Genomic DNA, 22782 nt, shown 5'->3' on the forward strand with positions numbered 1-22782 from the left:
CTGACCGGGTGAATTCGGACGGATACCGCGGGACGGCCGTGGCCCGGCCCGCTCGGGCTGTACCCCTGTCCGTTCGCCACTTGTTCACCTACCCGTCGCTGTCCGGCCCATCGCAGTGGCCCTCGGTTCGCCTGTCAGCTCGCTCTGASGCGGATCGTCGGCGTCGCTCCCGATCCCACCGCGCCCACCTGGCCCTCCGACACCAGGACGCTGACCGTGCCCTGTCTGGGATCGACCCGGACGGGCAGGTCCACCTGGTCGAGGAGACGTTCACGACCGCCTCCCGCCGGGGTGTAGAACACTTTCAGCGTCACCGAACGATCATCCTTCGTGGCCGGAACATCACGTGTGGCCGGAACATCGCTGACTTTTGAACGAGGCCCGAGGCCGGTCGTGTCCACCCCGCCGGGGCTGATGATGAGCCGGCTGCTCAGTGGCCGGTCCGGGTTCATCGAGAAGGAGCTTCGCCTGCCATCCGCGGTCACCTCGATACGGGCCGCTCGGGTGCCGGCCGGTACCGCCGCGCTGACGCCGACAGCAACGTTCGCCCCGTCGACCACCCGCAGACGCTCCAGCCATGCCGCCGACGGCGATGACAGCGTCCGGTTGTAACCGATGGCCAGCCTGAGCAGGTATGGCGACCGGTCCGGGTGGTCGGCGACGACGTCGAAGTCGGCCTGCTTCCGTGACACCGCGTACAGCACCCGGTCATCCAGCGTCGGCGAGTTGGCCACCACCGACGTTGGGTGCATGAGAAACGCCGGGTCGGCCGAAACGATGACCAACGTCGGACCAGGCCGAGCATTGATCATATTCGACAGATTGCGATCACGCTGGGTGAACTCCATGTTGTCCTGCGACGCGACGACCAGGATGAACCCGCTGAGGGCAAGACCCGCGACGGCAACGAGACCGGTGGTACGCGACCACGCCGACGCCATGTCCACCAGCCCGCGGGCTCCGAACAGGACGAGCGTGACCAGCACCGGCATGAGGTAGAAGGGGCCGATGTAACGGGTGCCGCCCCACAGTTCGGCTGCGTTCCAGGCGCCCCAGAACGCCACATACCCAATGATCAGGAGCAGGGCGCCGACACCGACGGTGAGCGCCGGAGCGGTCATCCGCCGGCGGATGACCGTCGCGACCGACAGGACCGCGAGGACGACCCCGCCGCATGCCCAGGCACCGAGCAGCCAGAGATGATCACCGATCGCGGTGAGCCCTTCGACCAGCCCGAAGTGGTGGGCGGTGTCGGTGGGGAACAGTCGGCGGACCCCGAAGCCCAGCTTGTCCTCGGGCTCCAGCAACGCGAACGGAAGCTGGAAGGGGTTGCCCGTCGCCGCGGCGTTGTAGCTGAGCAGCAGCGCGAACGGAGCGGCCAGCCCCGCGCCCACCCAGCGCAGCATCCACCACCGCCGTCCACGCGCGCCCCGGCACACCGCCCACAGCACAAACGGGCCGAGGACCAGCACGACGTCGTACGGGCGTACCGCTGCCGCAAGCCCCAGGGCCAGCCCGGCCCCGACGAGCGGCACCCGACGACGGGTACGCAGGCCACGGAGCAGTCCGAACACCACGCATTCGGACAGGACGAGCACCGGCAGGTACGGCAGCAGCATCGCGCTCTGAAGGATCACCAACGGTGACAGAGCCAGCAACCAGGCTGCGACGGCGGCGGGCCGCCGGTCGTCGAGCAGTTCGACCCCGACAAGGTAGGTCATTCCGACCGCGGCGGCCACGACGAGGGCGAGCGCCAGGGCTGTCCCGCCCGTGATCACCAGGCTCAGAGCCAGCAATCCGGCGACCACAGGGGTGTACTTCAACACATAGTGGCCGTCGGTAACTACCGCCAGCCACGGCGCGTAGGAGTCGGCCGACGGTGGCGCTGGCGGGAACAGGTCGCCTCCCGCCAACGTCTGGGCCTGTAGCCAGTAGAGCGCCTCGTCGTTGTTGATCGACTGGTAGGGAAAGAGGCGCTGATTGATCAGCACCGCGGCGGCGGCGCTGAGCAGGGCCGCTATCGCCACCGTCCAGCCAGGTCTGGATACCGCGACCAACCGCGATCGCGCAGCCGCGAGCGGAGTCCGCCACCTCGGCCCGTGATCCGCCCGACCGTCTGACCCGTGGTCGGGCAGATGCCGGTCGGAGAGCTTCGAGTGCTGGTCTGTAGACGGGCCCGTGGGTTGYGTACCCGGCACGTTGCCGTCCGTCCGGGACAGATCCGTCTGCCCCTGTGGTGCTCGGATCGGCATCGGCGTCTCGGCCCCCCGCGTACTGGTCACGGACTGACGCTACCGACAGCTTCCGCACCGACCGGGTACGGGTCCGCGTCCGCGCGAGCAGAGAGGCGCCCCAACGGACAATTCGGATCCGTCGTATCACCCGCATTACGCTGCGGCCGGATCGAGAGCCGTTACTGAAGGTGACATGTCGGCGAACTCTGCCGCCGACATAGTTACACCGGGCAACGACTCGCCGAACGACTCCTCCGCAGCCCCGTCCGTGCGATTCGCGTCACGGTACTCCGTGCCGGTATCGAGGTGGGCTCTACCCTCGCCAGCGGGCCCACCCGCTCCGTCACGCGTGCCAGCGGACTCCCTCGCTGGCGCTGCTCCTTCCGCAGCCTGGCCGCTTCCGTTCTCCCCGCTCGCGCGGACCACCCGCCGGACCTCCGCGGTCTGCCGAGCCAGGTCAACCGCGACGGCGTCGGCGTCCACCTCATAGACGACCCGACGGTTTCCCTCATGCGTCTCGAAGGACCTCTGCCGTAGCCGCCCGACCACGAGCGTCCTGTCCCCCTTGCGCAACGACGCGCTGACGTTCTCTGCCATGTGCCGCCAGCAGGTGACGGTGATGAAGACGCTGGCGCCGTCCACCCAGCGGTTCTGCGTGCGGTCGAACCGGCGCGCCGTGCTGGCCAGGCGGAGGGAGCAGACGAAGTTCCCGTTCTGCGTGCAGCGCAGTTCGGGGTCGTCGACGAGATTGCCGAGCAGCGTGACCGATGCCTCAATCATGGTTCCTCCCGGATCATGGGGTAGCCGGCCTGGTTCCGTACGGCGGACGGTGGTTGTGACCGGATTGGCCCCTTACGTCCCGCCTCACACTCTCCAGCTCCGCGGCCGGCTTGGMATCCGCGGTCCGCCACCTGTGGACAAACCGCATCCATCCACAGGTGCGAAGCCGCACGGATGCGCGATCCACCCTCGCCGTGGCAAGGTGAGAGCTTTGACCACCGAAAGAGCATCGGACCAAATACGCAAAGTACCCATTGAGTCTCGTTCCGCTATCACCAGTAACCGCGCTACGTGATCGCGACAGGAGACAGCACAATGGTGGTGCGCGCCCGTAGCTCAGCGGATAGAGCGAGTGCCTTCTAAGCACCAGGTCGCAGGTTCGATCCCTGCCGGGCGCACCATAGCTGGGCTGACCAGGGCTGGACCGTAGTAATACCAGCGGGATCCGTCAAGCTCAGCGGTCAGCGAGATGGTAATTTTCATCCTCGTGGTAACGATCATCGAGGGGGTAGACCCCGTCTGGCCGCTCCTGTTGGACGCCTGGGACCAGAGCCTGGCCACCGCCGGCCGGTCCCACGAGACTCGGACCGCCTACCGCAAAGCGGGCGTCGCGCTGGTCAACTGGCTGGCCGGACTGCCGGAGCCGCCGGCGGGCTGGACCACTCCGCGCACCGGCACCGAGCGGCGCGCCGCCCGCCGCGCGGCCGCCGACGCCGGCGAGGACGCCGTGCCGCTCTACCGACCTGCCGAGCCCCCCGACATCACCCGCGCCCACGTCGAGCGGTTCCTGATCGCGTTCGGGAGCGAGCGGACAGCGCGCTGCCCGAACGGGCGCTCCAAATCGACGATCAATCAGACGTTCCGTTCCCTCCAGCAGTTCTTCTCCTGGTTGATCGATGAAGATGAGATCGAGTCCTCGCCGATGGAGCGGATGGAGCGCCCCGCCGTCGGCGAGACGGTCGCGCCGCTCCTGGACCTGGACGAGCTGCGAGCGCTGGTCGCGGCGTGCCGTGGGAAGGACTTCCGATCTCGCCGAGACGAGGCGATCATCCGCGTGTTCGCCGACTCCGGCGGCCGCCTGTCCGAGATCGCCGATCTCACGGTCGACGACGTCGACATGACCCGTAGCCGGCTGCTGGTCACGGGCAAGGGCAACCGGCAGCGGTACATCAGCGTCGGCAAAGAGACGATGCTCGCCATCAACCGCTATCTACGGTTACGAATCAAGCACAAAAAGTCGGCTATCCCGGCGCTGTGGCTCGCCCACCGCGGCGACGCCATGACGCCCTCCGGCGTGTACCAGATGGTCCGCCGCCGAGGACAGGAGGCCGGGATCAAACTCCGACCACACCTGTTCCGCCACACCCTGGCCGACGCCTGGCTCACCGCGGGCGGAGGCGAGCTCACCCTGGCCGACCACATGGGCTGGGCCGGAACGCAGATGGTCCGGCGCTACGGGGCCGCCGGCCGGGCTCGCCGCGCCCAGCAGGAGCATGAACGGCTCGCCCTGGGCGAGCGTCTCTCGACCCCCGTTCCTCGACGGCGGCGTACCGGACCTGCCCGCCCGGCCGGGTCACCGACATCCCGTTGATATCGAACTCATGTTCGATAAGATTGCCGGCATGAATACCGGGCTCCCACTCCRCTCTGGTCGTACCATCAACGCCATGACGGTCTCGGCGCGCGACGTGGCATCCATCCTGCGCGCCCGACTCCCTGGCCTGGGGACGAAGAAGCTGCACAAGCTGCTCTACTACTGCCAGGGACATCACCTGGCCACTTTCGACAGGCCGCTGTTCAACGAGACGATCTCCGCGTGGGACATGGGCCCGGTCGTCGGCCAGCTCTGGCGGGAGGAGAAGGACGGCCAGCCCCGGCCGCCCGGCCGCGCCGAGCTCGGCGAGGCGGAGCTGAACACGATCGGCTACGTCCTGAGCCGCTATGGGGCGCTGACGGGCCGCGACCTCGAAGTGCTCAGTCACGGCGAACTGCCGTGGCATGCAGCCGACCTGAAGCGTCGCCCGGGCGCCTCAGTTTCGATCACCCTGGAGTCGATGCGGGAGTACTTCGCAACGGCCGGGGCTCCGGACGGCACCGAGGACGAGCCGCTGCTCGACTCCGCCGCCGTCGCCCACTGGCTCAGCGACGCGGCCGACCGCCGCCAGGGCCCGGAGCATCCCGACGACCTCAACGAGCTGCGCGCGCGGCTGGAGCAGAGTGCCTGACGCCCCCGAACCCTGGGTACTGGTCAACTTCGTCGAACGGCTCGACCTGTGGATCGAGACGGAGTCCCCGTCCGATGATCTGCGCCGTCTCGTGACCGCCTGGATCTTCACCCGTATAGATGATCCCTATCAGGGTGTACGGCGAGAGCCCGGTTTCGCGAACCTGTGGTTCGGCCCCATACCAGGCTCCGAGCACGGGGAGTGGGCCGTGGTCTGCTGCTCCTACTGGATCGAGGAACAGGCGCATCGGGTCGTCTGCGACACGTTCACCACGCTGACCCGCCCGCTGTAGCAGGCCCGGCCGCCCTTCCAGGCCGCACCGTCATACCGCGTGCGCCCCGATGTGAGTCCACGGGCTCACATGTGACCTCCGTGTAGGTGACGAGAGGTCACATCCTTGTGGTACATCCGTCGGCGCGGTCCCATAGATCCCACTGACCTACCGCGGATGGGGGATGGGATGACGGAGACGGGCACCAGGCGCGAGTTCCCGCGGCTGCTCGCCGGTACGGGGGCCGAGCCGCTTTACGGTGTCCTGCGCCAGGACGCCGAGGGCCGCCCGGACTCGGTCATGATCGCGTTCGGGTCGGCGGCGGACGCCGACGCCTGGGCCCGCGAGCAGCAGCCCGGCGGCGAGTGCCTCGTCGTGCCCGTGCACTTCTCGGCCCACCGGGCAGACGAGGCGATGGCGTACCCGGGACCTCCTCCCACCTGGCGGCGCCGGGACTCAGCCGGCGTCGAGCTGGTGGTGCGCGAGGGAGGGGTGTTCCTGCGCGCCGGCGCCGGCGAGCTCCCGCTCACCTGGGCGCAGTGGGCGGCGTTCCATGGGGCTGTCCAGGCCGGCCGGTACGCCGGCACGATCACCACCCTGTAGACGGGGCGGGCCGACGGGCCCGTCCAACACGAGGCCCCCGCCACCGCGGCCGTGGCGGGGGCCTCGTCCGCATGCAACAAGACGCCAAGTAGCGCTATCGCTACCATATGACACTGGGGAGTGGATGTGGGATTCCGGCGCCGGGACGACGACGGAGGCGAAGACCGTGACCGCATGGACAAGGGCCAGYGGCAGAAACAGGACACCAACCGCGGCAACCCCACCTGGAAGGACTGCGGGGCGTGCGGCGGTACAGGGAAAGTTCTCCGCGACGTCGGGGGCGCCGATGAGGACGGGACGTTCAACGAGACCGTGAAAGTGGACTGCCTCTCGTGCAAGGGCACAGGACGACTACCGATCAAGGGTCGCAAATGAGTGAGATCATGGTCACGTTCATCGACCTCCGCTGTCCGGACCACCGCGGCCGCCRCAGTCGTCGCTCCCGAGCGGGGGGCGACCCCCTCAAGGGGCCTCGTCCCGGCCGGGACAACTGCCCGCGCTGCCGGATGGTGTGGGCGCCCCAGYCAGATCCGGAACCGGAACCGCCCGACTCCGGGCCGTCCGGGCCGTACAGCCTGTCCTGACTAAGCGCTCGACCGGCCGGCGAGCTCCGTCAGGCGTCAGCTTTCCGCAGCCTGCGGGCGGTTCGCCACTTTCCACTCCTCGCGACTGATCGCGTAGATGTTCCGCGGCTCACCGCCGCGGTCCACCGGCCCCTCGGCCAGGGTGAGGCCGAGTTTCTCGGCGACCCTGATCGATGCGGCATTCTTCGGGTGGATGATGCTGATCACCCGATCCCGGCCCGCCTCCACGAAGGCGAACTCGAGCGCGGCCCGGGCGCCCTCGGTCGCGATACCCCGCCCCCACTGATCGCGCCGCACGGTCCAGGCCACTTCGATATCCGGCCAGCCGTGCTCCTCATACAGGCCGGCCCGGCCGAGGAACTCGCCCGTTACTCGGTCTTCGATGATCCACATTCCGAACCCGTTCAGCGCCCAGTGGCCGATCTGGAACGCGGTCATGCCCCATACCGAGCCCGCCGACGACGGTGAGCTGGTGTAGAGGGACATGTCCGGGTGTACGGCCATCGCGAGGTAGGGCTCGATGTCCGCCTGCCGCCACCCGCGCAGCACCAAGCGCGATGTGATGATCGACGGGATGGTGACGACATCAGGCGGGCCGAACTCGAGGGTCATGCCGGGCCCCTGGGTAGGGCGAGACGAGATTGGTGTACCAGGGCATCGAAGGACCGGACATCGGGATCTGAAGCCCATGGCCGTAGATCTCTGGCAACCTCAGCCATCGCGGACACGATCGTGGCGGACAGGTGCCCTTCAGGAACCGATGYTGCGGCGTAGCTGGCGGCAACCGCGGCCGAGGGGTCGGGCTGGTCCTGGAGCAGGAAGCCCGTCGCCAGGCACAGGTAGGCGTGGCTGCGCTCCTCGTGCGACCGAGGATCGATGAGGTCGATGGCATCCTGGGCCCAGCGTCGCGTGCTGGCGCCATCGCCGAGTTCGAGCGCGCACACCGCGCTGAACATCGCCATGCTGCCTGCGGTGAACGGAGACGAACCAGGCCGCGGCATGGTCACCGCGCCGGCATGTCGTCGCATGGCGGCCAGCGCGTTCTCCGTTTCCCGCACCCGTCCGAGCCGGGCATGACCGCGGGCCTCGTAGGCGGYCAGGCGGGCAGCGAGGTACGGAGGAGCAGCCTGCAGGGCGCGCCCCGCGGCCACGGCAGCCTCATCCCAGCGATGGGTGTAGTAGGCGATGCTGGAGCGCAGGGCAGCGAGCGAGCCGACCAGCACGTCGTCGTCGATCTGGCCCGCGTATCGGTCGGCAAGATCGCAGAATCGCCGCGCATCGCGATAGTGCCCACCGGCGAACGCGAGCCGGCCGAGGTAGTAGGCGAGCTGGCCGCCAAGACGGGTCGTCCGCCGCCCATCGGTCACGCTCAGCCGATGGTCGAGCATCCCCTCGATCTGCTGCCATCGCTGGCCAACCTGGGCAATGAGCACCGGATGCGGGGTCGCATCGTAACTGACGGCAATGTCCGCGACGTCGTCCTCGAGCTCGCCGAGCGTGGGCGCCGCGCTGGACGCGTCGATACGACGGGCGGTCTCGAATGCGAGCGCGGACAGGGCCGCGAGCTCGCCGAACTCCCGGCGGTTCGTGATTGCCTCCTCGACAGGTCCCTCCCCCGAGAGTGCCCGTGACCCGACAGGGGAGTCCACTGCATCGCCTGCGGTAAGCGCGTTGGCGGCCTGCCGTAACCTCTCGGCCTCGACGAGCCGGAGCAGGCGTGTGATCTCACCGTTTGCCCCAAGGACGGCATCGATCCCCCGGGCGAATCGCTCCGAGGGCGGCTCCTTGCCCTGCTCGCACCTGCTGACGATGGCACGCCCCCTGGGGAACCCGACCCGCGCAGCAAGCTGATCTTGGGTGAGGCCAGCGCGAAGGCGCCGTCGGCGCACGTCCGCGCCCAGCGCGGCGAGAGGATCCATCCCGGCTCCCCGGTGTGTGTGAGTTCCCGGACTCACATGTGACCTCGATGTAGGTGACGAGAGATCACCTACTACCCATCCGGCTACGGATGGGGTCCGATAGCCCCGTGAGCGCACAAGACCCTATCCGGAACGTGACGCCTTGTCCGCCCCTTGCGGACAATCGGAGTGGCGTTCCGCTGCACGTGCATACGCCGTTGCGCAGTCATATGACAACACAGGGGGAGCCACACCAGCACGCGGACCCCGCGCTGGGTGGCCTGGATGAAAAGATCTTGGCTGCTTACCACTGGGCCACTGACGCCCGGCAGCCTCCGTGGGATCGCGGGTACGCCACGGGATACGCAGACGGGGCCGCCGCCGCGATCTACATCCTGACCGGCCGAGAGGTCACTCCCAGGGCTTCTGGAGGCGATCAGATGACCGCGTAGCACCCTCGCTCACACTGGCATCCTGCTGYTGGCTCCTGACGGCTGACAATACGGCCAGCAGCAGGCCTCGATATGCCGRCCGTAACGTTTGATCAATCCGAATTGCCTCCTCCGGGGTCATCGGACGCGGCTCCAGGCTCTCGGGAATCCATAGGCCGAGCTTGCGCCGGACATCGATCTCGTCGAGGCCGAGGAGGCGAGCGATCTCCCGAGCCCGATCATCATCAGGCTTCGATATGCCGGTCTCGTACTTGCTCACCTGGGCTTGATGTACTCCCAGTGCTGCGGCGAACCGCGTGCCGCTGTAGCCGGCGGCCTCTCGCGCTTGTCGTAGCCATTCCCCGGCCTGCTGCTGCCTGGCCAGGCGCTCCCGGCGCTCGTCGGTTCGCGTCACGACCCTCAGTGTTGCACGACACGCATCAATCATCATGGCATGCGCGACATGCACAACTAATGCACGACACACGAGAATAATGTTCTAAACGCATCTTCTATGCTTGACGCGCATAGCTCTTGAGTCTTCACTTATGCGCATGGCAACTGACGTGCGCGCTCTCCGGACATGCTGGGGGGATCGCATCCGTATAGCCCGGGCCCGGCGGCGCCTGAGCCAGCGCGCGCTGGCTCAGGCTGCCCTGATTGATCAGGCCACCATGTCCCGCATCGAGCGGGGCCTGATGGGGTCGTCCGACGAGGTCCGCCTCCGGATCGCGGCCGCCCTCGACGTGCCGTTCGGCGAGCTGTTCGACGCGCCGGAGCTGGATATGGCCGGTACGGGATCATGACCCGCCGGCTCCCCGATGAGACAACCCGCCACCTGGTCGCGCGGATCGGTGGGAACGCCCGGGTCCGCCAGGCCGAGTCGCCGGCGGCGATGACGGCTCCGGCCCGGGCCGCGTTCCTGGCCCGGTTCGAGCGGCAGGTCGACCCGGACGGAGTCCTCCCGGATGACGTTCGGGCGGCGAAGGCCAAGGCGGCGCTGTCGGAGCAGATGGCGCGGGTGTCTCTCGCCCGCGTCCGGCGGGCGCGGGAGGCGAGACAGGAGCGGGCTGAGGAGCCCCCGCCGACGTCGGCGCCGGTGTCGATGGGCCCGTCGGGCGCGGGGTCGATACCGGCGTCGTGGACGGAGTTCCTCGCGTCCCGTGATCTCGGTGTCGCTGACGACGTCGCCGAGTAACGGGCCCGCTCGCCCGGATGGGGGCGGGCGAGCGGGCCGAACACTCCCCCGACTGGAAGTGATCATGACGATACACCATCCGCCACATCGCGCTCTCCAGCCTCCCGAGCAGCGCCGCCTGGCCCTGCTCTACCTGGCGACCCGGACCGCGCTGGCGCCCGCCATGCAGCTGGCGCTGGCCCGGGACCTGGCGCCCGAGGCGCCCGCGGGTATGCGCCCGCTGATCTGGCAGGACCTCGTCTCGGCCCTGGCGGTCACTCCGGCAGACCTCGCCGGTCTGCTCCGGCTGGTCCGGGACGCCGACGAGCAGCTCGACAAGCTCATCCCGCCAGCGCCGCGACGGCCGGACATCGCGGTGATGGTGGACTCGGCGGCGCTGTCGCCCTGGTTCCTCCCGTTCCAGCGGGGCGGCTCGTGACCGCCCTGAGCGAACAGGAGTTCGACCGCATGCTCGGCGCCCGGCTGCGGCAGGTCCGTGAAGCGCTGGAGATCTCCCGCGGCGCCGTGGCCCGCCGGCTCTACGTGTCGCAGAAAACCGTTGCGTCCTGGGAGATCGGGACCCGCACGATCCCGCTCGACCGCGTCGTCGCGCTGGCCCAGGCCTACAGGACCACCGTCCCCACCCTGATCGGCGCCGCCAGCGCGCTACAGGTCGAGCCGACGCCCGGCCGCCCGCTGACGCTCGACATGGAGGCGCTGACGTCGGCGCCGCCGATCGCGGCGCCGCTGCGTGCCTACGCGCTGGCGATCCGCCGGATGCGCGACGACTGGGGCCAGGTCCTGACCCTGCGCAGGACTGACATCCGCCCCCTGACCGTGATCTACGAGACCGATGCCCAGCATCTGTGGGCCGCCATGCAGACGTGGCGCGTCCTGCGCACCCCGGAGGTACAGGCATGACGCGACCCCTGGAGGAGATCCCCGCACGCCAGCTGCGCGCCGCGCTGACCTGGGCTGACGCCCGGGCCCGCGCCGCCGGCGAGCGCGGCTTTTCCGCCGGTCTGATCACGGACCGGTTGCAGACCTCCCGGTATCAGGCCGGTGGATGGCTGCGGGCCCTGGTCACGGCCGGGGTCCTGGACCAGGTCCGCACCGACATGGGCCTGGCGTACCGGCTGCGCAGTGGAGCGGCGTCATGAGCGCGCTCTCGCCGCGGGCGGTGTGGACCGCTCTCGCCAGCGGAGGGACGACGGGCATCACCACGGATGACCTGATCGTCCGCCTGGACGGGCCGGCCCGCCGGCGGATCGACAGGCTGGAGCTGACCCTCCTGCTGGCGGTGGCCGCGTCCACCGGCCTGCTCTCTCCCAAGGGCCGCCCGGCCCGCTGGATCCTGACGGACGACGGGGCCGCGTATGCGGCCCACCTCTACACCCGCCCCCTGGTGGACGCCGAGGTCTGGTCGGCGCTGGCCGACCTGGACACCACCGGCGCCCCGGACCGGTTTCCCGGCCCGGGGCTGGCTGGCCGGGTCGGTTGCCCGGTCCGGACGATGGCGCTCTGGTGTCGGCGCCAGGTCCTCGCGGGCAGCCTGACCCGCTCACCTGACGGGTGGGAGYTGACCGAGCAGGGCCGGCGGCTGGTCGCCGCGGTAGCGGGCGTGCCGGCATGACCCTGCCGCTCCTGCCCCGCCGGTTCGGGGCGCTGGTGGCGCTGGAACTGGTCGGTGCGCCGGCCGGCTCCACGCTGCTGTCCTATGTCCTCTACCCGGCGCCGTGCCCGTGTGGCCGGGAGGCGATGTGGGCGTCGGTGTCCTACTGCGGCCCGCTGCCTCGCGGCGTGCAGGGCGTGCAGGGCGTGCAGGGCGTGCAGGGCGTGCAGGGCGTGCGGGGTGTGCAGGGCGTGCGGGGTGTGCCGCACGAGGCCTGTGCCCCTGGCCCGTGCGAGTGCCAGGTGGAGCAGGGATAGCCCCCGATGTGTGACCCGCTGCCGCTACCCGGCCTCGAGCAGATGGACGCGGATGCCCGCCGGGCCCGTCGTCGTCGCCGCGAGGAGGAGTGGCGGCAGCGGGCATCGGCCCATCCCCGTACCTGTACGTCCTGTCGCGCCCCGATCCGGTGGGCGCTGACGCAGGCCGACCCGCCGCGGTGGATGCCGCTCGCGGACACCCCCGACCCGGCCGGGCCGGTCGTGGTGATCCGCGACGGCGCCGTCCCGGTGGCCTACATCAACCCGCCATCGCGGCAGGCCACCGGCCGGCTGCGGTGGCGGCCTCACTGGCAGGACTGCCCGTCCGCGGAGCAGCACCGCCGCCGATGAAGAGATCCGCCCGGCCCTGACGAGGGCCGGGCTCACACATAGATCCCGAGAGGGCGCACCATGGCCGCACCGATCAGGCTCTCCACGAGTCTGCCCCCGGATGAGCAGTCCAACGGACTGCTGGGCAACATCAACACGTTCGTGACCAGGCCAGGAGATCCCGTCCTGGCCGTGGTCGAGCTCGGAACGATCCGGATCGTTCGGGACATCGCGCTCGACTACCAGGTCCCCGTCATCGGCATTCACGCCATCGAGCTGGCCTGCCGCTCCGTCTCGGYGGCCTCGCTGCGGGAGCTGATGGACCTGGCCCGCCAGGAGCGGATCGGCGCCCGCGGTCTGCCGTTCGACGCGGACCTGATCCGGGGCGACGGGCTATGACCTGCTCCAGCGGAGCGGACACGCTCGTGACGCTCACGTCCTGGTGCATCGCCGCCGGCGCCCTGGCGGCCGCGCTGGTCCTGCTCGGCGGCCTGGTCCTGCTCGGCCTGGTCGTGGCCCGGGAGATCCGGGATCAGGCCGCCGGCCCGGCGGGCCTGGACCAGCCAGCCGAGGAGAGCACGGCGGGAGCGGTCCGATGAGGGCCCGGCCGCACTGGCTTTCCCAGCAGGCCCAGCAGGCCGAGCCAGCCCGGGCTGTCTCCGGTGTCCCGGACGATGTCCGGGCCCTGGTCCTGGCCCGGGCCGGGCACCGGTGCGAGTCCTGCGGCTGGTACCTGCTCGGCCGGCCGTACAGCGTGCACCACCGCCGCCCGCGCGGGATGGGCGGCACCCGCGACCAGGTCGCGCACAGCCCGATCAACCTCCTGGTGCTCTGCGGCCGAGACAACGCCACGGGCTGCCATGGTCTGGTCCATCGCAATCCGGACTCCGCCTATGACGTAGGTCTGCTGGTCCGTCGCGGCGCGGACCCGGYCCGGGTCGCCATCACCCTCCCGGACGGCCGCCGGGTCCTCCTGGGCGCCGACGGCACCTACATCCCGGAGGGCGCCTGATGCCCTGGTTCCGGATCTCCGACGACGCCACCGACCACCCGAAGGTCCTCGCCGCGGGGAACGAGGCGTTCGGCCTGTGGGTACGGCTCGGCTCCTACGCGGCCCGCTACCTGACCGACGGGGCCGTCCCGGCCGCGGCCGCGCTGCGCTACGGCTCCCAGGACCTCATCGACCGCCTCGTCGCGGTCCGCCTCCTCGACGACGTCGAGGGCGGCTGGTCCATCCACGACTACCTGGACCACAACCCCTCCCGAGTCGAGATCCTCGCGGACCGGGCCGTGAAAAAGGCCCTGGCGGTCGACCCGGAGCTGCGCGCCGTGGTGAAGGCCCGCGACGGCAACTGGTGCCGCTACCGGGACTGCGGCAGGGCCGTGTCCTGGGGTGACCGGCGCACCGTCCGCGGCGGAGTCCTCGACATCGTGGACCCGGACCAGCCGGCCGGCCCGGACAACATGGTCGTGGCCTGCCGCGGCTGCCAGCGGCGGCATCTCGGCCGCCCGGCCGAGGCCGCGGGCATGACCCTCGGTCCAGCCCGTGGCGGACAGCCACCCGCAGGACCCCGCGGCGRCCGACCCCATGCCGCCGCCGTCATCCAGATGCGATCCCGGTCCGATCCAGAACCTATCCAGAAACCATCTGGGTCCGATCCAGGTCCGATCCAGAACCGATCCGAATCATGTCCGGAACCGATCCAGACCCCATGCCCATACCCATTCCCATCACCACTTCGTGGTGGTGATGGGAATGGGGTGGGTGCACCACCCAACGATCATCAGGAGCACGACCCGTGCAGTCCCAGCAGACCCGGCCCAACCGCTGGGACCGCACCGACTGCGGCTGGAGCACCCTCATCGGCGGCATCGCCGACCTCGGCCGAGAAACCGTCACACACTGCCCCCGCTGCAAACGGGCGGCAGGCGACCTCTGAGGCGGCTGACCAGCCTCGCCGCCGCAACCTGCCCGCCGACGCCACCGGGCCCGAACACGCGCGGGCGACGCTGCGGCGCGTGGCCGCCGAGAAGGGCATCCGCCTCCTGCCCCACCCCAAACTGCGCCGGCGACCGCCGGAGCCGGCATGGCAGCAGCGCGGCCTGCCGCTCTGGCTGGACATCGCGCCACCCCCACCCGCGCCAGCGAGCCCGCCCGGCCCGCCCTCCGCGCTACCCACGGACCTGGACTCCGCGGCCGCGACCGCATGAACGGGAGAAATCGGATGGATCATGTCGTAGGTAGCGATCACACTCCAGTACAGGAGGTGACCGCCGATGTACGCAGCCCCCTACGTGGCCAGCGAGGACCGCGAGGACGCACTCACCGCACCACCACCGACACCACCCCACCCGGCCGACTGCACCGGCTGGCTCGGCGAGGACAACGAGGGCCGAGCCAGACCCTGCCTGACCTGCCGACCCTGGCTACGACGCCGACTACGCCGAGGCAAACGCAGCCCCGTCAGGGCACAGGCCCCATAACGGCACCGGCCCCCGGGTGCAGCTCCGGGGGCCGGCAGGAGCCCAGGCGGATCCCATCTCAACCAAGCTCCACGGTCATCGTGCACCACACCTCCGACAGCCGAGACATCCCCTTCGAGCTCCTCGCCGGCCTGGTGCTGCTCGTCTGCTTCGCCCTGAGCTGGGACGTCCTCGTCCAGCTCGCCAGGGCCAGCGGACTGAACCGCACCCTCGCCCTCGCCTACCCGCTATCCATAGACCTGCTCGCCGCCGCGGCCTACCGAGCCGCCCTACGACTCCAGGGCGCCCCCGGACACATCCGCGCAGTACCCCTCGCCGTCACCATCACGTTCGTCGGCCTGAGCGTCCTGGGCAACGCGTTGCACGCCTGGGCGCCCCTCGGCGGTCAGCTCGTCGTCCCCCGCGCCGTCGCCGCCGCCGTCACCGCCGTCCCACCCCTCTCCGGCGCCGTCATCGTCCACCTGTACGCCCTCGTACGGCGATACGGAGCACCCACCGAGGGCACGGCCGTAGCGGCGGAAAAACGCATCGAACGGGAAGCGCCCGCGGCCGTGCCGGCGTCAGCCGCGGGCGCCGAGCAGCTCACCACGCCCACCCCAGCCAGCCAGCCACCGGCGCCGCGACCGCGCAGCGCACCCCGCCCGGCCGGCGGCCCGAGGGAGACGCCCGAGCAGGCCGCCGAGYGGCTCCTGGCCCCCGCCCTCGCCGCGGCCGCGGCCATCACCTCGGCCGGAGAGACCGTCAACCGGCGCACCCTCGGCGCCGCCCTCCGCGACCAGGGCCACGCCCTGAGCACCACCGCAGCCCAGATCCTCGCCGTCCGCGTCCGCACACACAGCCAGCCCCGAGAGGCAATAGCAGCATGACCATCCGGATCTCCATCCCCACCCGCGAGGTTGTCTCACAGGCAACCCGCCAGATCCTCGCCGACTACCACACCGACTGGGACGGACCCCACTGGGTGTTCTCCATGGCCTGGAATGCGGGCACAGGGCAGCTCGCACCGCTGACAGCAGCACTGATCACGAATGATGTGCCGCCCACCACCTACCCGGCACACCTCGCCCGGATCGCCAGTGAGGAAGCAGCCGGCGGAAAACAGGCATACCTCTACATGGTCATGATCGAAATGTGGGGAGTAACGGTCGACCCCACAGCCGACCAGGCCCAGGTAGCCCAGCTCAAACGGGAACACCGAGCCCGCCGACTACACCTCCATCCCGAACGCATGGAGATCGTCTCAGTATTCACCGCAGACATCCACCAACGACTGTGGGTCACAACGAAATACCGAAACCGCCCCGACGACATCCAGCAGCAGTYCTACGGCGACCCCGACCGCGAACAAATACCACGCGGAAACATGATCACCGCCATACGGAACGCCGCCGCCATCGCGAAAGCAGCGTAATGAAGATCCGCCTGCACGGCACAGCCGACGAATGCACCGTCGCCGCAGCCGTCATCGCCCGCGCCCTGGACGTCGTCGCCCAGTCCGGGCCCTACCCAGACCGTGGCAGTTCCCGGCTCGTCCGGGTCTACCTCGACGCCCGACTCAACACGACGAAAGATCATTCGGATGAATAACCTCCCACGGCTCGCGCTTGAGCTCCCCGCCCCGACCTTTACCGGCCCGCCCTGCCCCTCGTGCAAAGGCAAGGGCGTCACCGACCTGCGCTACGAGTGGACGACCGAGCGGGCCGTCCTGATGGTCGACGTCCTGTGTGACGACTGCACCGGATGCGGCAGCGCCGACCACCAGGGGTGCGACACCGCCCGCCACGCCGAGCAGGACCAGGACGACTACCCCGACGACGACACCAACGAAGAACCGGGCTGCCCCTCATGCGACGGCCGCGGCTGGCATCCCCTCCAAGGCTTCACCGAGGACACGATGCTGACGCTGCGGATGCCGTGCGGCTGCACCGAAGAGCAACTCGTTCCAGCCCGCGAGGCCAGGAYGAGCCGATGACTGATCGCACACGACGGCTCCCCGGCGCCTGGGCCGTACTCACCGGCAGAGCGGTAGCCAGCCCGATGACGGCACACACCCTCGGCGAGACGCAGGCCCGAGTGGCCATGGACAAAGTGGCCGCGCTCCAGCAGGCGCTGGAGCAGGCCCGAAAGGACATCGGCGCCGTGGGCCACCCCCAATGGTTCTCCAGCGAACGCGAGCGGCTGACCAGCCGCGTGCAGGAGCGAATAGACATCGCACTCGGACGAAAGCTCCCTACCTCTACTCAGGGGAAATCATGATCGCCGAGCTCAGTCCGCCGGAGAACCCACGGGTCATGCTTATGATCGCGGACCTCATCGACCCAATGATTACCGGACCGCTGATCATTGACCTTAACGACGCCGACAGCATCGTCAGGGCTATGAAAGTCCTCCTCGTAGGTAGCTTGAGCGCCGTGGCCCTGAACAGTGGAATAGATGTCGAGGACAGCCTCCACGGCATCGCCGAGGACCTCCGCGCAACCGCACTGGCGGCCCCGGCCTCGGCGCCACCCCCAAGCCCGACACGCCACCAGATGGCCACCGGGGAAATCCACCTACTCCACACATCAGCAGGGATTTTTGCCCACCTCGGCCAGCTCACCGACACAGGATTCGAGCTAGCCGACCGCATGGAAAGCGAACCGGTGGAGCATCACCTCACCCTCATTCGCCGCTTCCTCGCCAACCTCGCGGACGCAGCCATGCACAACAAGACCGAATGTGAAGGCAATCATGACCACTGACCAGAACGCCGAGACGTTCAATGAATGGGCGATCCTCGAACTGTTCGGCCACATACGCCGAGCCGGACGGGTTCGCGAGCAGGAGATCGCGGGTCAGGGCTTCCTGCGCCTGGACATCCCGGATGGGGATAGCTGGATCACTCAGCTCATCAGCCCGAAAGCGATCTACGCGCTCACCCCCACCACCGAGGAACTCGCCCGCGCGGCTRCCACCCGCTGGCAGCCCGAACCCGTCCACCCCTGGGAACTCCCGGCAGCCAGCACAGACATCGATGACGAGGAGACCACGTTCTGATGAGCGCCCACCGCCCCGGAATGCCCAATATCCGGATCCAGCCGGACATCGAGGCCGCCCCCTGGACCGACATCACCGTGGCCAACTCCAAGATCGGCACCCTGGACCGTATCGGCCTCCTGCGTCACGGCACGACCAGCGGCCGAGCCACCGTCGGGCTGGCAATCCGACTCGAGGATGGCACCTACGTCATCGCGGAAACCACCTGGCGGCTACTACGAGGCGCCGTCCGCGCCCTGGCGGCCAGCCCCATCGGCCAAGAGGAAACCGATGACTGAGCACTCCACACAGGGCACAGGCCGGACCCCCGTCAGCCGGCCCGCCTGGGCGAGGCCCTCCGCGGTTGACGACGGATACCACCTCGACGGCCTCGGCGACCTCGCCCTGGCCCTCGGGGGCAGCAGCGACTCGCACAACTGGACCCACACCCTCCTCAGGCTGATCGCCAAGAGCGACAGCGAGCGACTGGAGGCTCTCCACAGGGCTCTGCCCTGGCACGTCCACGCCTACCTGTGGTGGCGGGACACAACCACCAGCCGCATCTCCACCGCCGGCGAACTGCACGCCGAACTCGCCCGGGCCGCAGTGATCCAGGACGAGGACGACGGCGGCCAGGACCACCGTGACGTCCCTGATTGGTGACCTCGTCCGCTGGCTGACCTCATGCCGGTGCGGCCACACCCGCGTCTGGCACCAGCACCACCGGCCCGGGACGGACTGTGCCGCAGCCGGCTGCGGCTGCCCGGCCTGGACGCGGTGGTCGCGGCGCTCACCCGACAAGGAGTCACGATCATGACAGACGCCGCCATGGCCAGCGCCGACGAGCCCACGGTGGACCTCGCGGCGAAGAACGCGATCCTGCGAGCCGCGCTGGAGCGGCTCGCGGATTCCGACGACGAGCCGCAAGACGACGACATCGACCTGGCGTTGATCGGGACCGGCCGCTGGGGATGGGAGCCAACCGACGACCCCGAGGAGCAGCTGCAGCGCCGTCGCGACCTGCGACACGCCGAGGACGGCTACTCCGTCATCGCTCTCGCAGCCCTCGTGCGTGCCGACTGCGCCACGGAGGAATCCCGTTGATGAAGCCGATGGACCTTGAAGAGGTCCTGGCCTGTGCCGATCTTGTCGGCCGTTCCGGCGCGAGCGGTTTCGAGATCGGCTACCTCGACGACGACCCAGCGAATCCGCGCTGGTACGCCCACGCCCAGTACCGCGGGGCGCGCCTGACCTGCGAGGACCACCCGACCCCGCAGGCCGCCGCCGACGCACTCGCCCACCGTCTCCTCCAGGGAGCCCAGTGCAGGTGCGGCCGGGTCGCCACCACCAGCCCATACGGGGCCGTGCCATACAACGCCACGCTGATCAACGGCCAGCGGCGGACGCACGAGCAGGCCCGGACGGCCGGCCAGTGCCTGTGGCGCCGCACCGGGGCCCGCTGGGAGCCGTCCTGCACCGCACCACCCATCGTGATCAAACAGACAGGAGACTGCTGATGGACGGCCACACCCACCTCGAGGTCCGCCCCGATCTTGACCGTCATCCCTGGTCGGACCTGGCCGAGCCGCGACCCCTGCACGGCCACCTGGCCCGTATCGGCATGCTCCGCCACGGAACGACCAGTGGGCGGGCCTCGGTCGGTCTCGCCATCCAGCTGGATGACGGCCGCTGGGTAGTAGCCGAGACGACGTGGAGGCTCTTCCGCGGGGCAGCACGCGCGCTCTCCAGCTCGCCCACGGCAGCAGAGGAGGACACGGACAGCTGATCGTCGTACCCGCTCCGACCTGCGCCGAAGCTATGATGTGATCAACCCTGAGAGGAGGTGTCCGTGCCCAGCCGCGCGCCCCGACGCTGCACCACACCTGGCTGTGCTGGCCAGCCGGACACCGCCTCGTCCACCTGCCCGTCCTGCGGCCGTCGACGGCGCCGCGCACGCCCGTCAGCGACCGCGCAGGGCTACAACGCCGAGCACCGCGACCGCTTCCGCGCGGGCGTCCTGGCCCGTGACACGGTGTGCGTGGTCTGCCAGGCCGCGCCCTCGGCCCACGCCGACCACCACCCGCTGAGCAAGCGGGAGCTGCGGGCACGCGGCATGGACGAGCACGACCCGCGCCACGGCCGCGGCCTGTGCCAGCCGTGCCACTCCCGGGAGACCGCCCGGGCGCAGCCCGCGGGCTGGCACGCGGCAGGGGCTGCCCGGTGAGCGCCGGCGCCGAGCTGCTGACCGCACAGGAGAAGCGGGTCGTCGAGCTGCTCGCGGAGGTCGCCGGCCTGCTCGGGGAGATCGTCGGGCCCGACGAGCCGGCCCGCAGCGGCGACGTGGCCGAGCTCGTGCACCACGTCCACGCCATCCAGAACACGGTGCTCTCCCAGGCCGCGGCACGGGCCTACCCGACCGTCTACCGGCTCCTGGGCGGCTCGCTACCCACCGTGCCCGCCGCCGATGGCGGGTAGGGGGCTGTGATCTCTGGCTGGAGGGGCGCCGGAACGCGGGGGGGAGCCTCCTCTCGCGCTGACAGGTAACGAGGCCCGCCGTACCAGCCGACGGCCGTAACAATCCGTAACCGACAGGGGGTGACCGTGGGTAAGCGCGGCCCGGCCAAGACGCCGACCCAGGTCGCGATCCTCCACGGCTACCGCAAGGACCGGATCAACACCGCCGAGCCCAGGCCGGCCGCCGTCGAGGTCAAGCCCCCGTCCTGGCTCGACACCTCCGCGCGCACCGTCTGGAAGCACCTCGCCCCCGACCTGATCGCCAAACAGATCCTCACCGGCTGGGACGTCGAGGCCTTCGCCTGCTGGTGCGACGCCGTCGTCCGCCGCCGCCGCGCAGCCCGGGCGCTGCGCGACGAGGGTGAGATCATCGAGGCGCCGGTGTTCAACAAGAACGGCGAGCAGACCGGTGTCCGGCTGGCGGCCAACCCGTGGCTGCTGGTGCTCAACCAGGCCGACGCCCAGGTGCAGCGCTACGGCGCCCGGTTCGGCCTGACTCCCTCGGACCGCGCCGACCTGTCCATCGGGGATGCCGGTGGTGACCCGGACGCCGACCTGCTCACCGGCTGACCACCATAGGCGGTGGCGCCCCGCCGACCGCCGCGGCCGCACCTGCGGCTACACCTTCCGGGACCTGACCTGCACCCGCCGCGGCGCGCACTACTGCCAGCCACGCGCCGACCGGGTCGTGACGTTCTTCGCCCGGATGCTGGTCCACACCAAGGGCCCGTTGGTCCGTACCGCGTTCGTGCTCCTGGACTGGCAGGAACACGAGATCATCCGGCCGCTGTTCGGTGAGGTCCTCTGGTCACCAGAGTGGCAGACCTACGTTCGCCGGTACCGCATCGCCTACATCGTCGTGGCCCGCAAGAACGGCAAGAGCGAGCTCGCCGCCGGCATCCAGCTGTACATGCTCGTCGGCGACGACGAGGAGGCCGCCGAGGTGTACTGCGCGGCGAAGGACACCAAGCAGGCCGGGAAGGTCTTCGAGCCCGCGCTGCGCATGGTCCAGCTCTCCCCCCGGCTGTCCAAGCGCCTGGTCCACATCAAGAACGCCCGCCGCCTCGTCGACGACACCTCCGGCAGCCACTACGAGATCCTCACCGCCGACGCCAAGGGCGAGCTCGGACACAACCCCCACGCCTTCAACCTCGACGAGGTGGTGTCCCAGCCGGACGGGACGCTGTGGGAGGCCATGACGACCGCGGCCGGCGCCCGGCTCCAGGAGCTCTGYTACGCCACCACCACCGAGACCAACGACCCGACCTCGTTCGGCGCCGAACTGATCGACGAGGCCGAGCGGATCCAGGAGGATCCCGCCCGGGCCCCGCACGTGTTCGCGTTCGTCCGCAAGCTGCCGTCGAACCCCGACCAGCTGGACCGGCTGCACCGGATCTTCCCAGGGCATCCGGACCTGCCGGCGAGCTGCGACCCGTTCGACGAGGCGAACTGGAAGTGGGCCAACCCGGCCCTCGGCCAGTTCAAGTCCCGTGAGGCGATGCGTCGCCAGGCCCTGGAGGCCAAGGCCGAGCCGGTCAAGGAGAACGGCTTCCGCCAGTTCCAGACCAACCAGCGCGTCTCCCAGGTGACCCGGTGGATCCCGATGGACCTGTGGGACGCCAACGCCCGTGAGATCGCGCTGACACCGGACTGGGTATCCGCCCGGCTGGCCGGTCAGCGATGCTGGGCCGGGCTCGACCTGTCGTCCAAGCTCGACCTCACGGCGTGGGCGCTGCTGTTCGTCGACGGGTCGGTGCTGTGGCGGTTCTGGGCGCCGGAGTCGATCGCCGGCTACCTCGACCTGCACACCGGCGGGGCGTTCAGCCAATGGGCACGGGCCGGCTGGGTGACGCTCACCGACGGCGACACGATCGACTACGACACGATCTACGACGACATCGTCACCGACCATCAGCGGTACGGAATCGTCGACGTCACCTACGACAAGTGGTCCGGCGAGCCGGTACGCCAGGAGATCACCAAACGTACCCGGCTGAAAATGATCGAGTCGGACTCGACCTACATGCGGATGACCCCGCCGATGAACGAGCTGATGCGCCGACTCAAGGCCGAGGAGCTCGCCCAGTTCGGTAACCCGGTCGCCCGGTGGATGGCCGACAACCTCGAGTGCAAGAGCCCCCGGGACGACCCCGACCGGATCCGGCCAGTGAAGCCCGACCGCGGCAAGTCCGGGAAGCGGATCGACGGGATGCCCGCCCTGCTGTTCGCCATCGACGGCGCAATGCGCGGCCTGCCGCAGCCGTCCATCTACGAATCCCGCGGTCTGGGGATGATGGGATAGGCACG

37 protein-coding genes and 1 tRNA gene are annotated in these 22782 nt (G+C 69.8%); 33 read left to right on the forward strand and 5 right to left on the reverse strand.

What is annotated here, in order from left to right:
* Nucleotides 1–134: 134 nt before the first annotated feature.
* Both BL254_RS10515 and ssb read right to left on the reverse strand, forming a co-directional pair.
* Complete coding sequence (locus tag BL254_RS10515; RefSeq protein WP_076843203.1) at nt 135–2027, reverse strand: glycosyltransferase family 39 protein; 1893 nt, start codon at nt 2025–2027, stop codon at nt 135–137.
* A gap of 360 nt (nt 2028–2387) precedes the next feature.
* Nucleotides 2388–3014, reverse strand: a complete 627-nt coding sequence (ssb, locus tag BL254_RS10520) for a single-stranded DNA-binding protein (protein ID WP_052914558.1) — start codon at nt 3012–3014, stop codon at nt 2388–2390.
* A gap of 325 nt (nt 3015–3339) precedes the next feature.
* Between ssb and BL254_RS10525 the strand changes: the two genes are divergently transcribed.
* The 5 genes from BL254_RS10525 to BL254_RS10545 all read left to right on the forward strand — a co-directional run bounded on the left by BL254_RS10525 (nt 3340) and on the right by BL254_RS10545 (nt 6113).
* Nucleotides 3340–3415: transfer RNA gene (locus BL254_RS10525), tRNA-Arg, on the forward strand.
* A 68-nt stretch (nt 3416–3483) separates the two neighbouring features.
* Complete coding sequence (locus BL254_RS10530) at nt 3484–4605, forward strand: tyrosine-type recombinase/integrase (protein ID WP_076843204.1); 1122 nt, start codon at nt 3484–3486, stop codon at nt 4603–4605.
* A gap of 76 nt (nt 4606–4681) precedes the next feature.
* Entirely contained in the window at nt 4682–5239 is a 558-nt protein-coding gene (locus BL254_RS10535; protein ID WP_047222905.1) for a Panacea domain-containing protein, read from the forward strand.
* Entirely contained in the window at nt 5232–5531 is a 300-nt protein-coding gene (locus BL254_RS10540; RefSeq protein WP_076843205.1) for a hypothetical protein, read from the forward strand. The genes BL254_RS10535 and BL254_RS10540 overlap by 8 nt, the downstream gene beginning before the upstream one ends.
* Nucleotides 5532–5699: 168 nt before the next feature.
* Nucleotides 5700–6113 (forward strand): hypothetical protein, encoded by a 414-nt coding sequence (locus BL254_RS10545; RefSeq protein WP_047222907.1) that lies wholly within the window; start codon nt 5700–5702, stop codon nt 6111–6113.
* Between the two features lie 620 nt (nt 6114–6733).
* On the opposite strand, the gene BL254_RS10555 is transcribed toward BL254_RS10545, so the two are convergent.
* The 3 genes from BL254_RS10555 to BL254_RS10570 all read right to left on the reverse strand — a co-directional run bounded on the left by BL254_RS10555 (nt 6734) and on the right by BL254_RS10570 (nt 9441).
* On the reverse strand, nt 6734–7309 hold the full coding sequence (locus BL254_RS10555) for a GNAT family N-acetyltransferase (RefSeq protein WP_047222908.1): 576 nt from the start codon (nt 7307–7309) through the stop codon (nt 6734–6736).
* Nucleotides 7306–8616, reverse strand: a complete 1311-nt coding sequence (locus BL254_RS10560; RefSeq protein WP_083730967.1) for a helix-turn-helix transcriptional regulator — start codon at nt 8614–8616, stop codon at nt 7306–7308. Before BL254_RS10560 ends, BL254_RS10555 begins: the two co-directional genes overlap by 4 nt.
* 390 nt (nt 8617–9006) lie before the next feature.
* Nucleotides 9007–9441: a helix-turn-helix transcriptional regulator gene (locus tag BL254_RS10570; RefSeq protein ID WP_076843207.1), complete on the reverse strand. Its 435-nt coding sequence runs from the start codon at nt 9439–9441 to the stop codon at nt 9007–9009.
* A 139-nt stretch (nt 9442–9580) separates the two neighbouring features.
* Here BL254_RS10570 and BL254_RS10575 point away from each other — a divergent pair, with 139 nt between their 5' ends.
* From BL254_RS10575 to BL254_RS10705, 28 genes are all read left to right on the forward strand, one after another.
* Entirely contained in the window at nt 9581–9832 is a 252-nt protein-coding gene (locus BL254_RS10575) for a helix-turn-helix domain-containing protein (protein ID WP_162233201.1), read from the forward strand.
* Nucleotides 9829–10224: a hypothetical protein gene (locus BL254_RS10580; RefSeq protein ID WP_076843208.1), complete on the forward strand. Its 396-nt coding sequence runs from the start codon at nt 9829–9831 to the stop codon at nt 10222–10224. The genes BL254_RS10575 and BL254_RS10580 overlap by 4 nt, the downstream gene beginning before the upstream one ends.
* A 64-nt stretch (nt 10225–10288) precedes the next feature.
* A complete protein-coding gene (locus tag BL254_RS10585) occupies nt 10289–10642 on the forward strand; it encodes a hypothetical protein (RefSeq protein WP_139342264.1) in 354 nt (117 codons plus the stop codon).
* Nucleotides 10639–11124, forward strand: a complete 486-nt coding sequence (locus BL254_RS10590) for a transcriptional regulator (protein WP_052914561.1) — start codon at nt 10639–10641, stop codon at nt 11122–11124. The genes BL254_RS10585 and BL254_RS10590 overlap by 4 nt, the downstream gene beginning before the upstream one ends.
* Nucleotides 11121–11363, forward strand: coding sequence for a hypothetical protein (locus BL254_RS10595; RefSeq protein ID WP_047222912.1), 243 nt, complete (start codon nt 11121–11123; stop codon nt 11361–11363). The genes BL254_RS10590 and BL254_RS10595 overlap by 4 nt, the downstream gene beginning before the upstream one ends.
* On the forward strand, nt 11360–11836 hold the full coding sequence (locus tag BL254_RS10600; protein WP_047222913.1) for a hypothetical protein: 477 nt from the start codon (nt 11360–11362) through the stop codon (nt 11834–11836). Before BL254_RS10595 ends, BL254_RS10600 begins: the two co-directional genes overlap by 4 nt.
* Nucleotides 11833–12132, forward strand: coding sequence for a hypothetical protein (locus BL254_RS26965; protein ID WP_076843209.1), 300 nt, complete (start codon nt 11833–11835; stop codon nt 12130–12132). The genes BL254_RS10600 and BL254_RS26965 overlap by 4 nt, the downstream gene beginning before the upstream one ends.
* A gap of 6 nt (nt 12133–12138) precedes the next feature.
* Entirely contained in the window at nt 12139–12483 is a 345-nt protein-coding gene (locus BL254_RS26970; protein WP_047222915.1) for a hypothetical protein, read from the forward strand.
* Between the two features lie 60 nt (nt 12484–12543).
* Nucleotides 12544–12861, forward strand: coding sequence for a hypothetical protein (locus BL254_RS10615; RefSeq protein WP_076843210.1), 318 nt, complete (start codon nt 12544–12546; stop codon nt 12859–12861).
* Between the two features lie 26 nt (nt 12862–12887).
* Complete coding sequence (locus BL254_RS26975; RefSeq protein WP_157180458.1) at nt 12888–13061, forward strand: hypothetical protein; 174 nt, start codon at nt 12888–12890, stop codon at nt 13059–13061.
* On the forward strand, nt 13058–13474 hold the full coding sequence (locus BL254_RS10625) for an HNH endonuclease (RefSeq protein ID WP_083730969.1): 417 nt from the start codon (nt 13058–13060) through the stop codon (nt 13472–13474). The genes BL254_RS26975 and BL254_RS10625 overlap by 4 nt, the downstream gene beginning before the upstream one ends.
* Nucleotides 13474–14673 (forward strand): hypothetical protein, encoded by a 1200-nt coding sequence (locus BL254_RS10630; RefSeq protein ID WP_076843211.1) that lies wholly within the window; start codon nt 13474–13476, stop codon nt 14671–14673. The genes BL254_RS10625 and BL254_RS10630 overlap by 1 nt, the downstream gene beginning before the upstream one ends.
* Nucleotides 14674–15026: 353 nt before the next feature.
* Nucleotides 15027–15812, forward strand: coding sequence for a hypothetical protein (locus tag BL254_RS10635; protein WP_076843212.1), 786 nt, complete (start codon nt 15027–15029; stop codon nt 15810–15812).
* Nucleotides 15809–16357, forward strand: coding sequence for a hypothetical protein (locus BL254_RS10640; RefSeq protein WP_076843213.1), 549 nt, complete (start codon nt 15809–15811; stop codon nt 16355–16357). Before BL254_RS10635 ends, BL254_RS10640 begins: the two co-directional genes overlap by 4 nt.
* On the forward strand, nt 16357–16533 hold the full coding sequence (locus BL254_RS26980) for a hypothetical protein (RefSeq protein WP_175648343.1): 177 nt from the start codon (nt 16357–16359) through the stop codon (nt 16531–16533). The genes BL254_RS10640 and BL254_RS26980 overlap by 1 nt, the downstream gene beginning before the upstream one ends.
* Entirely contained in the window at nt 16526–16918 is a 393-nt protein-coding gene (locus BL254_RS10645) for a hypothetical protein (protein ID WP_076843214.1), read from the forward strand. The genes BL254_RS26980 and BL254_RS10645 overlap by 8 nt, the downstream gene beginning before the upstream one ends.
* Nucleotides 16915–17202, forward strand: coding sequence for a hypothetical protein (locus tag BL254_RS10650; RefSeq protein WP_139342267.1), 288 nt, complete (start codon nt 16915–16917; stop codon nt 17200–17202). The genes BL254_RS10645 and BL254_RS10650 overlap by 4 nt, the downstream gene beginning before the upstream one ends.
* Complete coding sequence (locus tag BL254_RS10655) at nt 17199–17687, forward strand: hypothetical protein (protein ID WP_047222923.1); 489 nt, start codon at nt 17199–17201, stop codon at nt 17685–17687. The genes BL254_RS10650 and BL254_RS10655 overlap by 4 nt, the downstream gene beginning before the upstream one ends.
* Complete coding sequence (locus BL254_RS10660; protein WP_076843215.1) at nt 17677–17982, forward strand: acetyltransferase; 306 nt, start codon at nt 17677–17679, stop codon at nt 17980–17982. Before BL254_RS10655 ends, BL254_RS10660 begins: the two co-directional genes overlap by 11 nt.
* Nucleotides 17982–18260 carry a hypothetical protein gene (locus BL254_RS10665; RefSeq protein ID WP_047222925.1) on the forward strand — a complete coding sequence of 93 codons (279 nt, stop codon included), beginning with the start codon at nt 17982–17984 and terminating at the stop codon, nt 18258–18260. Before BL254_RS10660 ends, BL254_RS10665 begins: the two co-directional genes overlap by 1 nt.
* Complete coding sequence (locus tag BL254_RS10670; RefSeq protein ID WP_047222926.1) at nt 18253–18624, forward strand: hypothetical protein; 372 nt, start codon at nt 18253–18255, stop codon at nt 18622–18624. Before BL254_RS10665 ends, BL254_RS10670 begins: the two co-directional genes overlap by 8 nt.
* A gap of 21 nt (nt 18625–18645) precedes the next feature.
* Nucleotides 18646–19065, forward strand: a complete 420-nt coding sequence (locus tag BL254_RS10675) for a hypothetical protein (RefSeq protein ID WP_047222927.1) — start codon at nt 18646–18648, stop codon at nt 19063–19065.
* The gene (locus BL254_RS10680; RefSeq protein ID WP_047222928.1) at nt 19065–19478 is read left to right on the forward strand and encodes a hypothetical protein; all 414 of its coding nucleotides are present in this window, start codon (nt 19065–19067) and stop codon (nt 19476–19478) included. Before BL254_RS10675 ends, BL254_RS10680 begins: the two co-directional genes overlap by 1 nt.
* The gene (locus BL254_RS10685; protein ID WP_047222929.1) at nt 19478–19747 is read left to right on the forward strand and encodes a hypothetical protein; all 270 of its coding nucleotides are present in this window, start codon (nt 19478–19480) and stop codon (nt 19745–19747) included. Before BL254_RS10680 ends, BL254_RS10685 begins: the two co-directional genes overlap by 1 nt.
* Before the next feature lie 63 nt (nt 19748–19810).
* The gene (locus tag BL254_RS27655; RefSeq protein WP_047223029.1) at nt 19811–20185 is read left to right on the forward strand and encodes a hypothetical protein; all 375 of its coding nucleotides are present in this window, start codon (nt 19811–19813) and stop codon (nt 20183–20185) included.
* Nucleotides 20182–20436 carry a hypothetical protein gene (locus BL254_RS10695; RefSeq protein WP_047222930.1) on the forward strand — a complete coding sequence of 85 codons (255 nt, stop codon included), beginning with the start codon at nt 20182–20184 and terminating at the stop codon, nt 20434–20436. The genes BL254_RS27655 and BL254_RS10695 overlap by 4 nt, the downstream gene beginning before the upstream one ends.
* Nucleotides 20437–20556: 120 nt before the next feature.
* On the forward strand, nt 20557–21045 hold the full coding sequence (locus tag BL254_RS10700; protein ID WP_052914563.1) for a phage terminase small subunit P27 family: 489 nt from the start codon (nt 20557–20559) through the stop codon (nt 21043–21045).
* Nucleotides 21014–22777, forward strand: a complete 1764-nt coding sequence (locus BL254_RS10705) for a terminase large subunit (RefSeq protein WP_052914564.1) — start codon at nt 21014–21016, stop codon at nt 22775–22777. The genes BL254_RS10700 and BL254_RS10705 overlap by 32 nt, the downstream gene beginning before the upstream one ends.
* Nucleotides 22778–22782 lie beyond the last annotated feature (5 nt).

Origin of the sequence: Protofrankia sp. BMG5.30 (assembly GCF_001983005.1) — a bacterium.
GTDB classification, from domain to species: domain Bacteria; phylum Actinomycetota; class Actinomycetes; order Frankiales; family Frankiaceae; genus Protofrankia; species Protofrankia coriariae.

Bases quoted from the DNA above. Each gene is read 5' to 3' on its own strand.
- ssb (WP_052914558.1), bottom strand. From the start codon at position 3,014: ATGATTGAGGCATCGGTCACGCTGCTCGGCAATCTCGTCGACGACCCC.
- BL254_RS10530 (WP_076843204.1), top strand. From the start codon at position 3,484: ATGGTAATTTTCATCCTCGTGGTAACGATCATCGAGGGGGTAGACCCC.
- BL254_RS10535 (WP_047222905.1), top strand. From the start codon at position 4,682: ATGACGGTCTCGGCGCGCGACGTGGCATCCATCCTGCGCGCCCGACTC.
- BL254_RS10545 (WP_047222907.1), top strand. From the start codon at position 5,700: ATGACGGAGACGGGCACCAGGCGCGAGTTCCCGCGGCTGCTCGCCGGT.
- BL254_RS10555 (WP_047222908.1), bottom strand. From the start codon at position 7,309: ATGACCCTCGAGTTCGGCCCGCCTGATGTCGTCACCATCCCGTCGATC.
- BL254_RS10575 (WP_162233201.1), top strand. From the start codon at position 9,581: ATGGCAACTGACGTGCGCGCTCTCCGGACATGCTGGGGGGATCGCATC.
- BL254_RS10580 (WP_076843208.1), top strand. From the start codon at position 9,829: ATGACCCGCCGGCTCCCCGATGAGACAACCCGCCACCTGGTCGCGCGG.
- BL254_RS10585 (WP_139342264.1), top strand. From the start codon at position 10,289: ATGACGATACACCATCCGCCACATCGCGCTCTCCAGCCTCCCGAGCAG.
- BL254_RS10595 (WP_047222912.1), top strand. From the start codon at position 11,121: ATGACGCGACCCCTGGAGGAGATCCCCGCACGCCAGCTGCGCGCCGCG.
- BL254_RS26965 (WP_076843209.1), top strand. From the start codon at position 11,833: ATGACCCTGCCGCTCCTGCCCCGCCGGTTCGGGGCGCTGGTGGCGCTG.
- BL254_RS26970 (WP_047222915.1), top strand. From the start codon at position 12,139: ATGTGTGACCCGCTGCCGCTACCCGGCCTCGAGCAGATGGACGCGGAT.
- BL254_RS26980 (WP_175648343.1), top strand. From the start codon at position 16,357: ATGAAGATCCGCCTGCACGGCACAGCCGACGAATGCACCGTCGCCGCA.
- BL254_RS10650 (WP_139342267.1), top strand. From the start codon at position 16,915: ATGACTGATCGCACACGACGGCTCCCCGGCGCCTGGGCCGTACTCACC.
- BL254_RS10655 (WP_047222923.1), top strand. From the start codon at position 17,199: ATGATCGCCGAGCTCAGTCCGCCGGAGAACCCACGGGTCATGCTTATG.
- BL254_RS10665 (WP_047222925.1), top strand. From the start codon at position 17,982: ATGAGCGCCCACCGCCCCGGAATGCCCAATATCCGGATCCAGCCGGAC.
- BL254_RS10670 (WP_047222926.1), top strand. From the start codon at position 18,253: ATGACTGAGCACTCCACACAGGGCACAGGCCGGACCCCCGTCAGCCGG.
- BL254_RS10675 (WP_047222927.1), top strand. From the start codon at position 18,646: ATGCCGGTGCGGCCACACCCGCGTCTGGCACCAGCACCACCGGCCCGG.
- BL254_RS10680 (WP_047222928.1), top strand. From the start codon at position 19,065: ATGAAGCCGATGGACCTTGAAGAGGTCCTGGCCTGTGCCGATCTTGTC.
- BL254_RS10685 (WP_047222929.1), top strand. From the start codon at position 19,478: ATGGACGGCCACACCCACCTCGAGGTCCGCCCCGATCTTGACCGTCAT.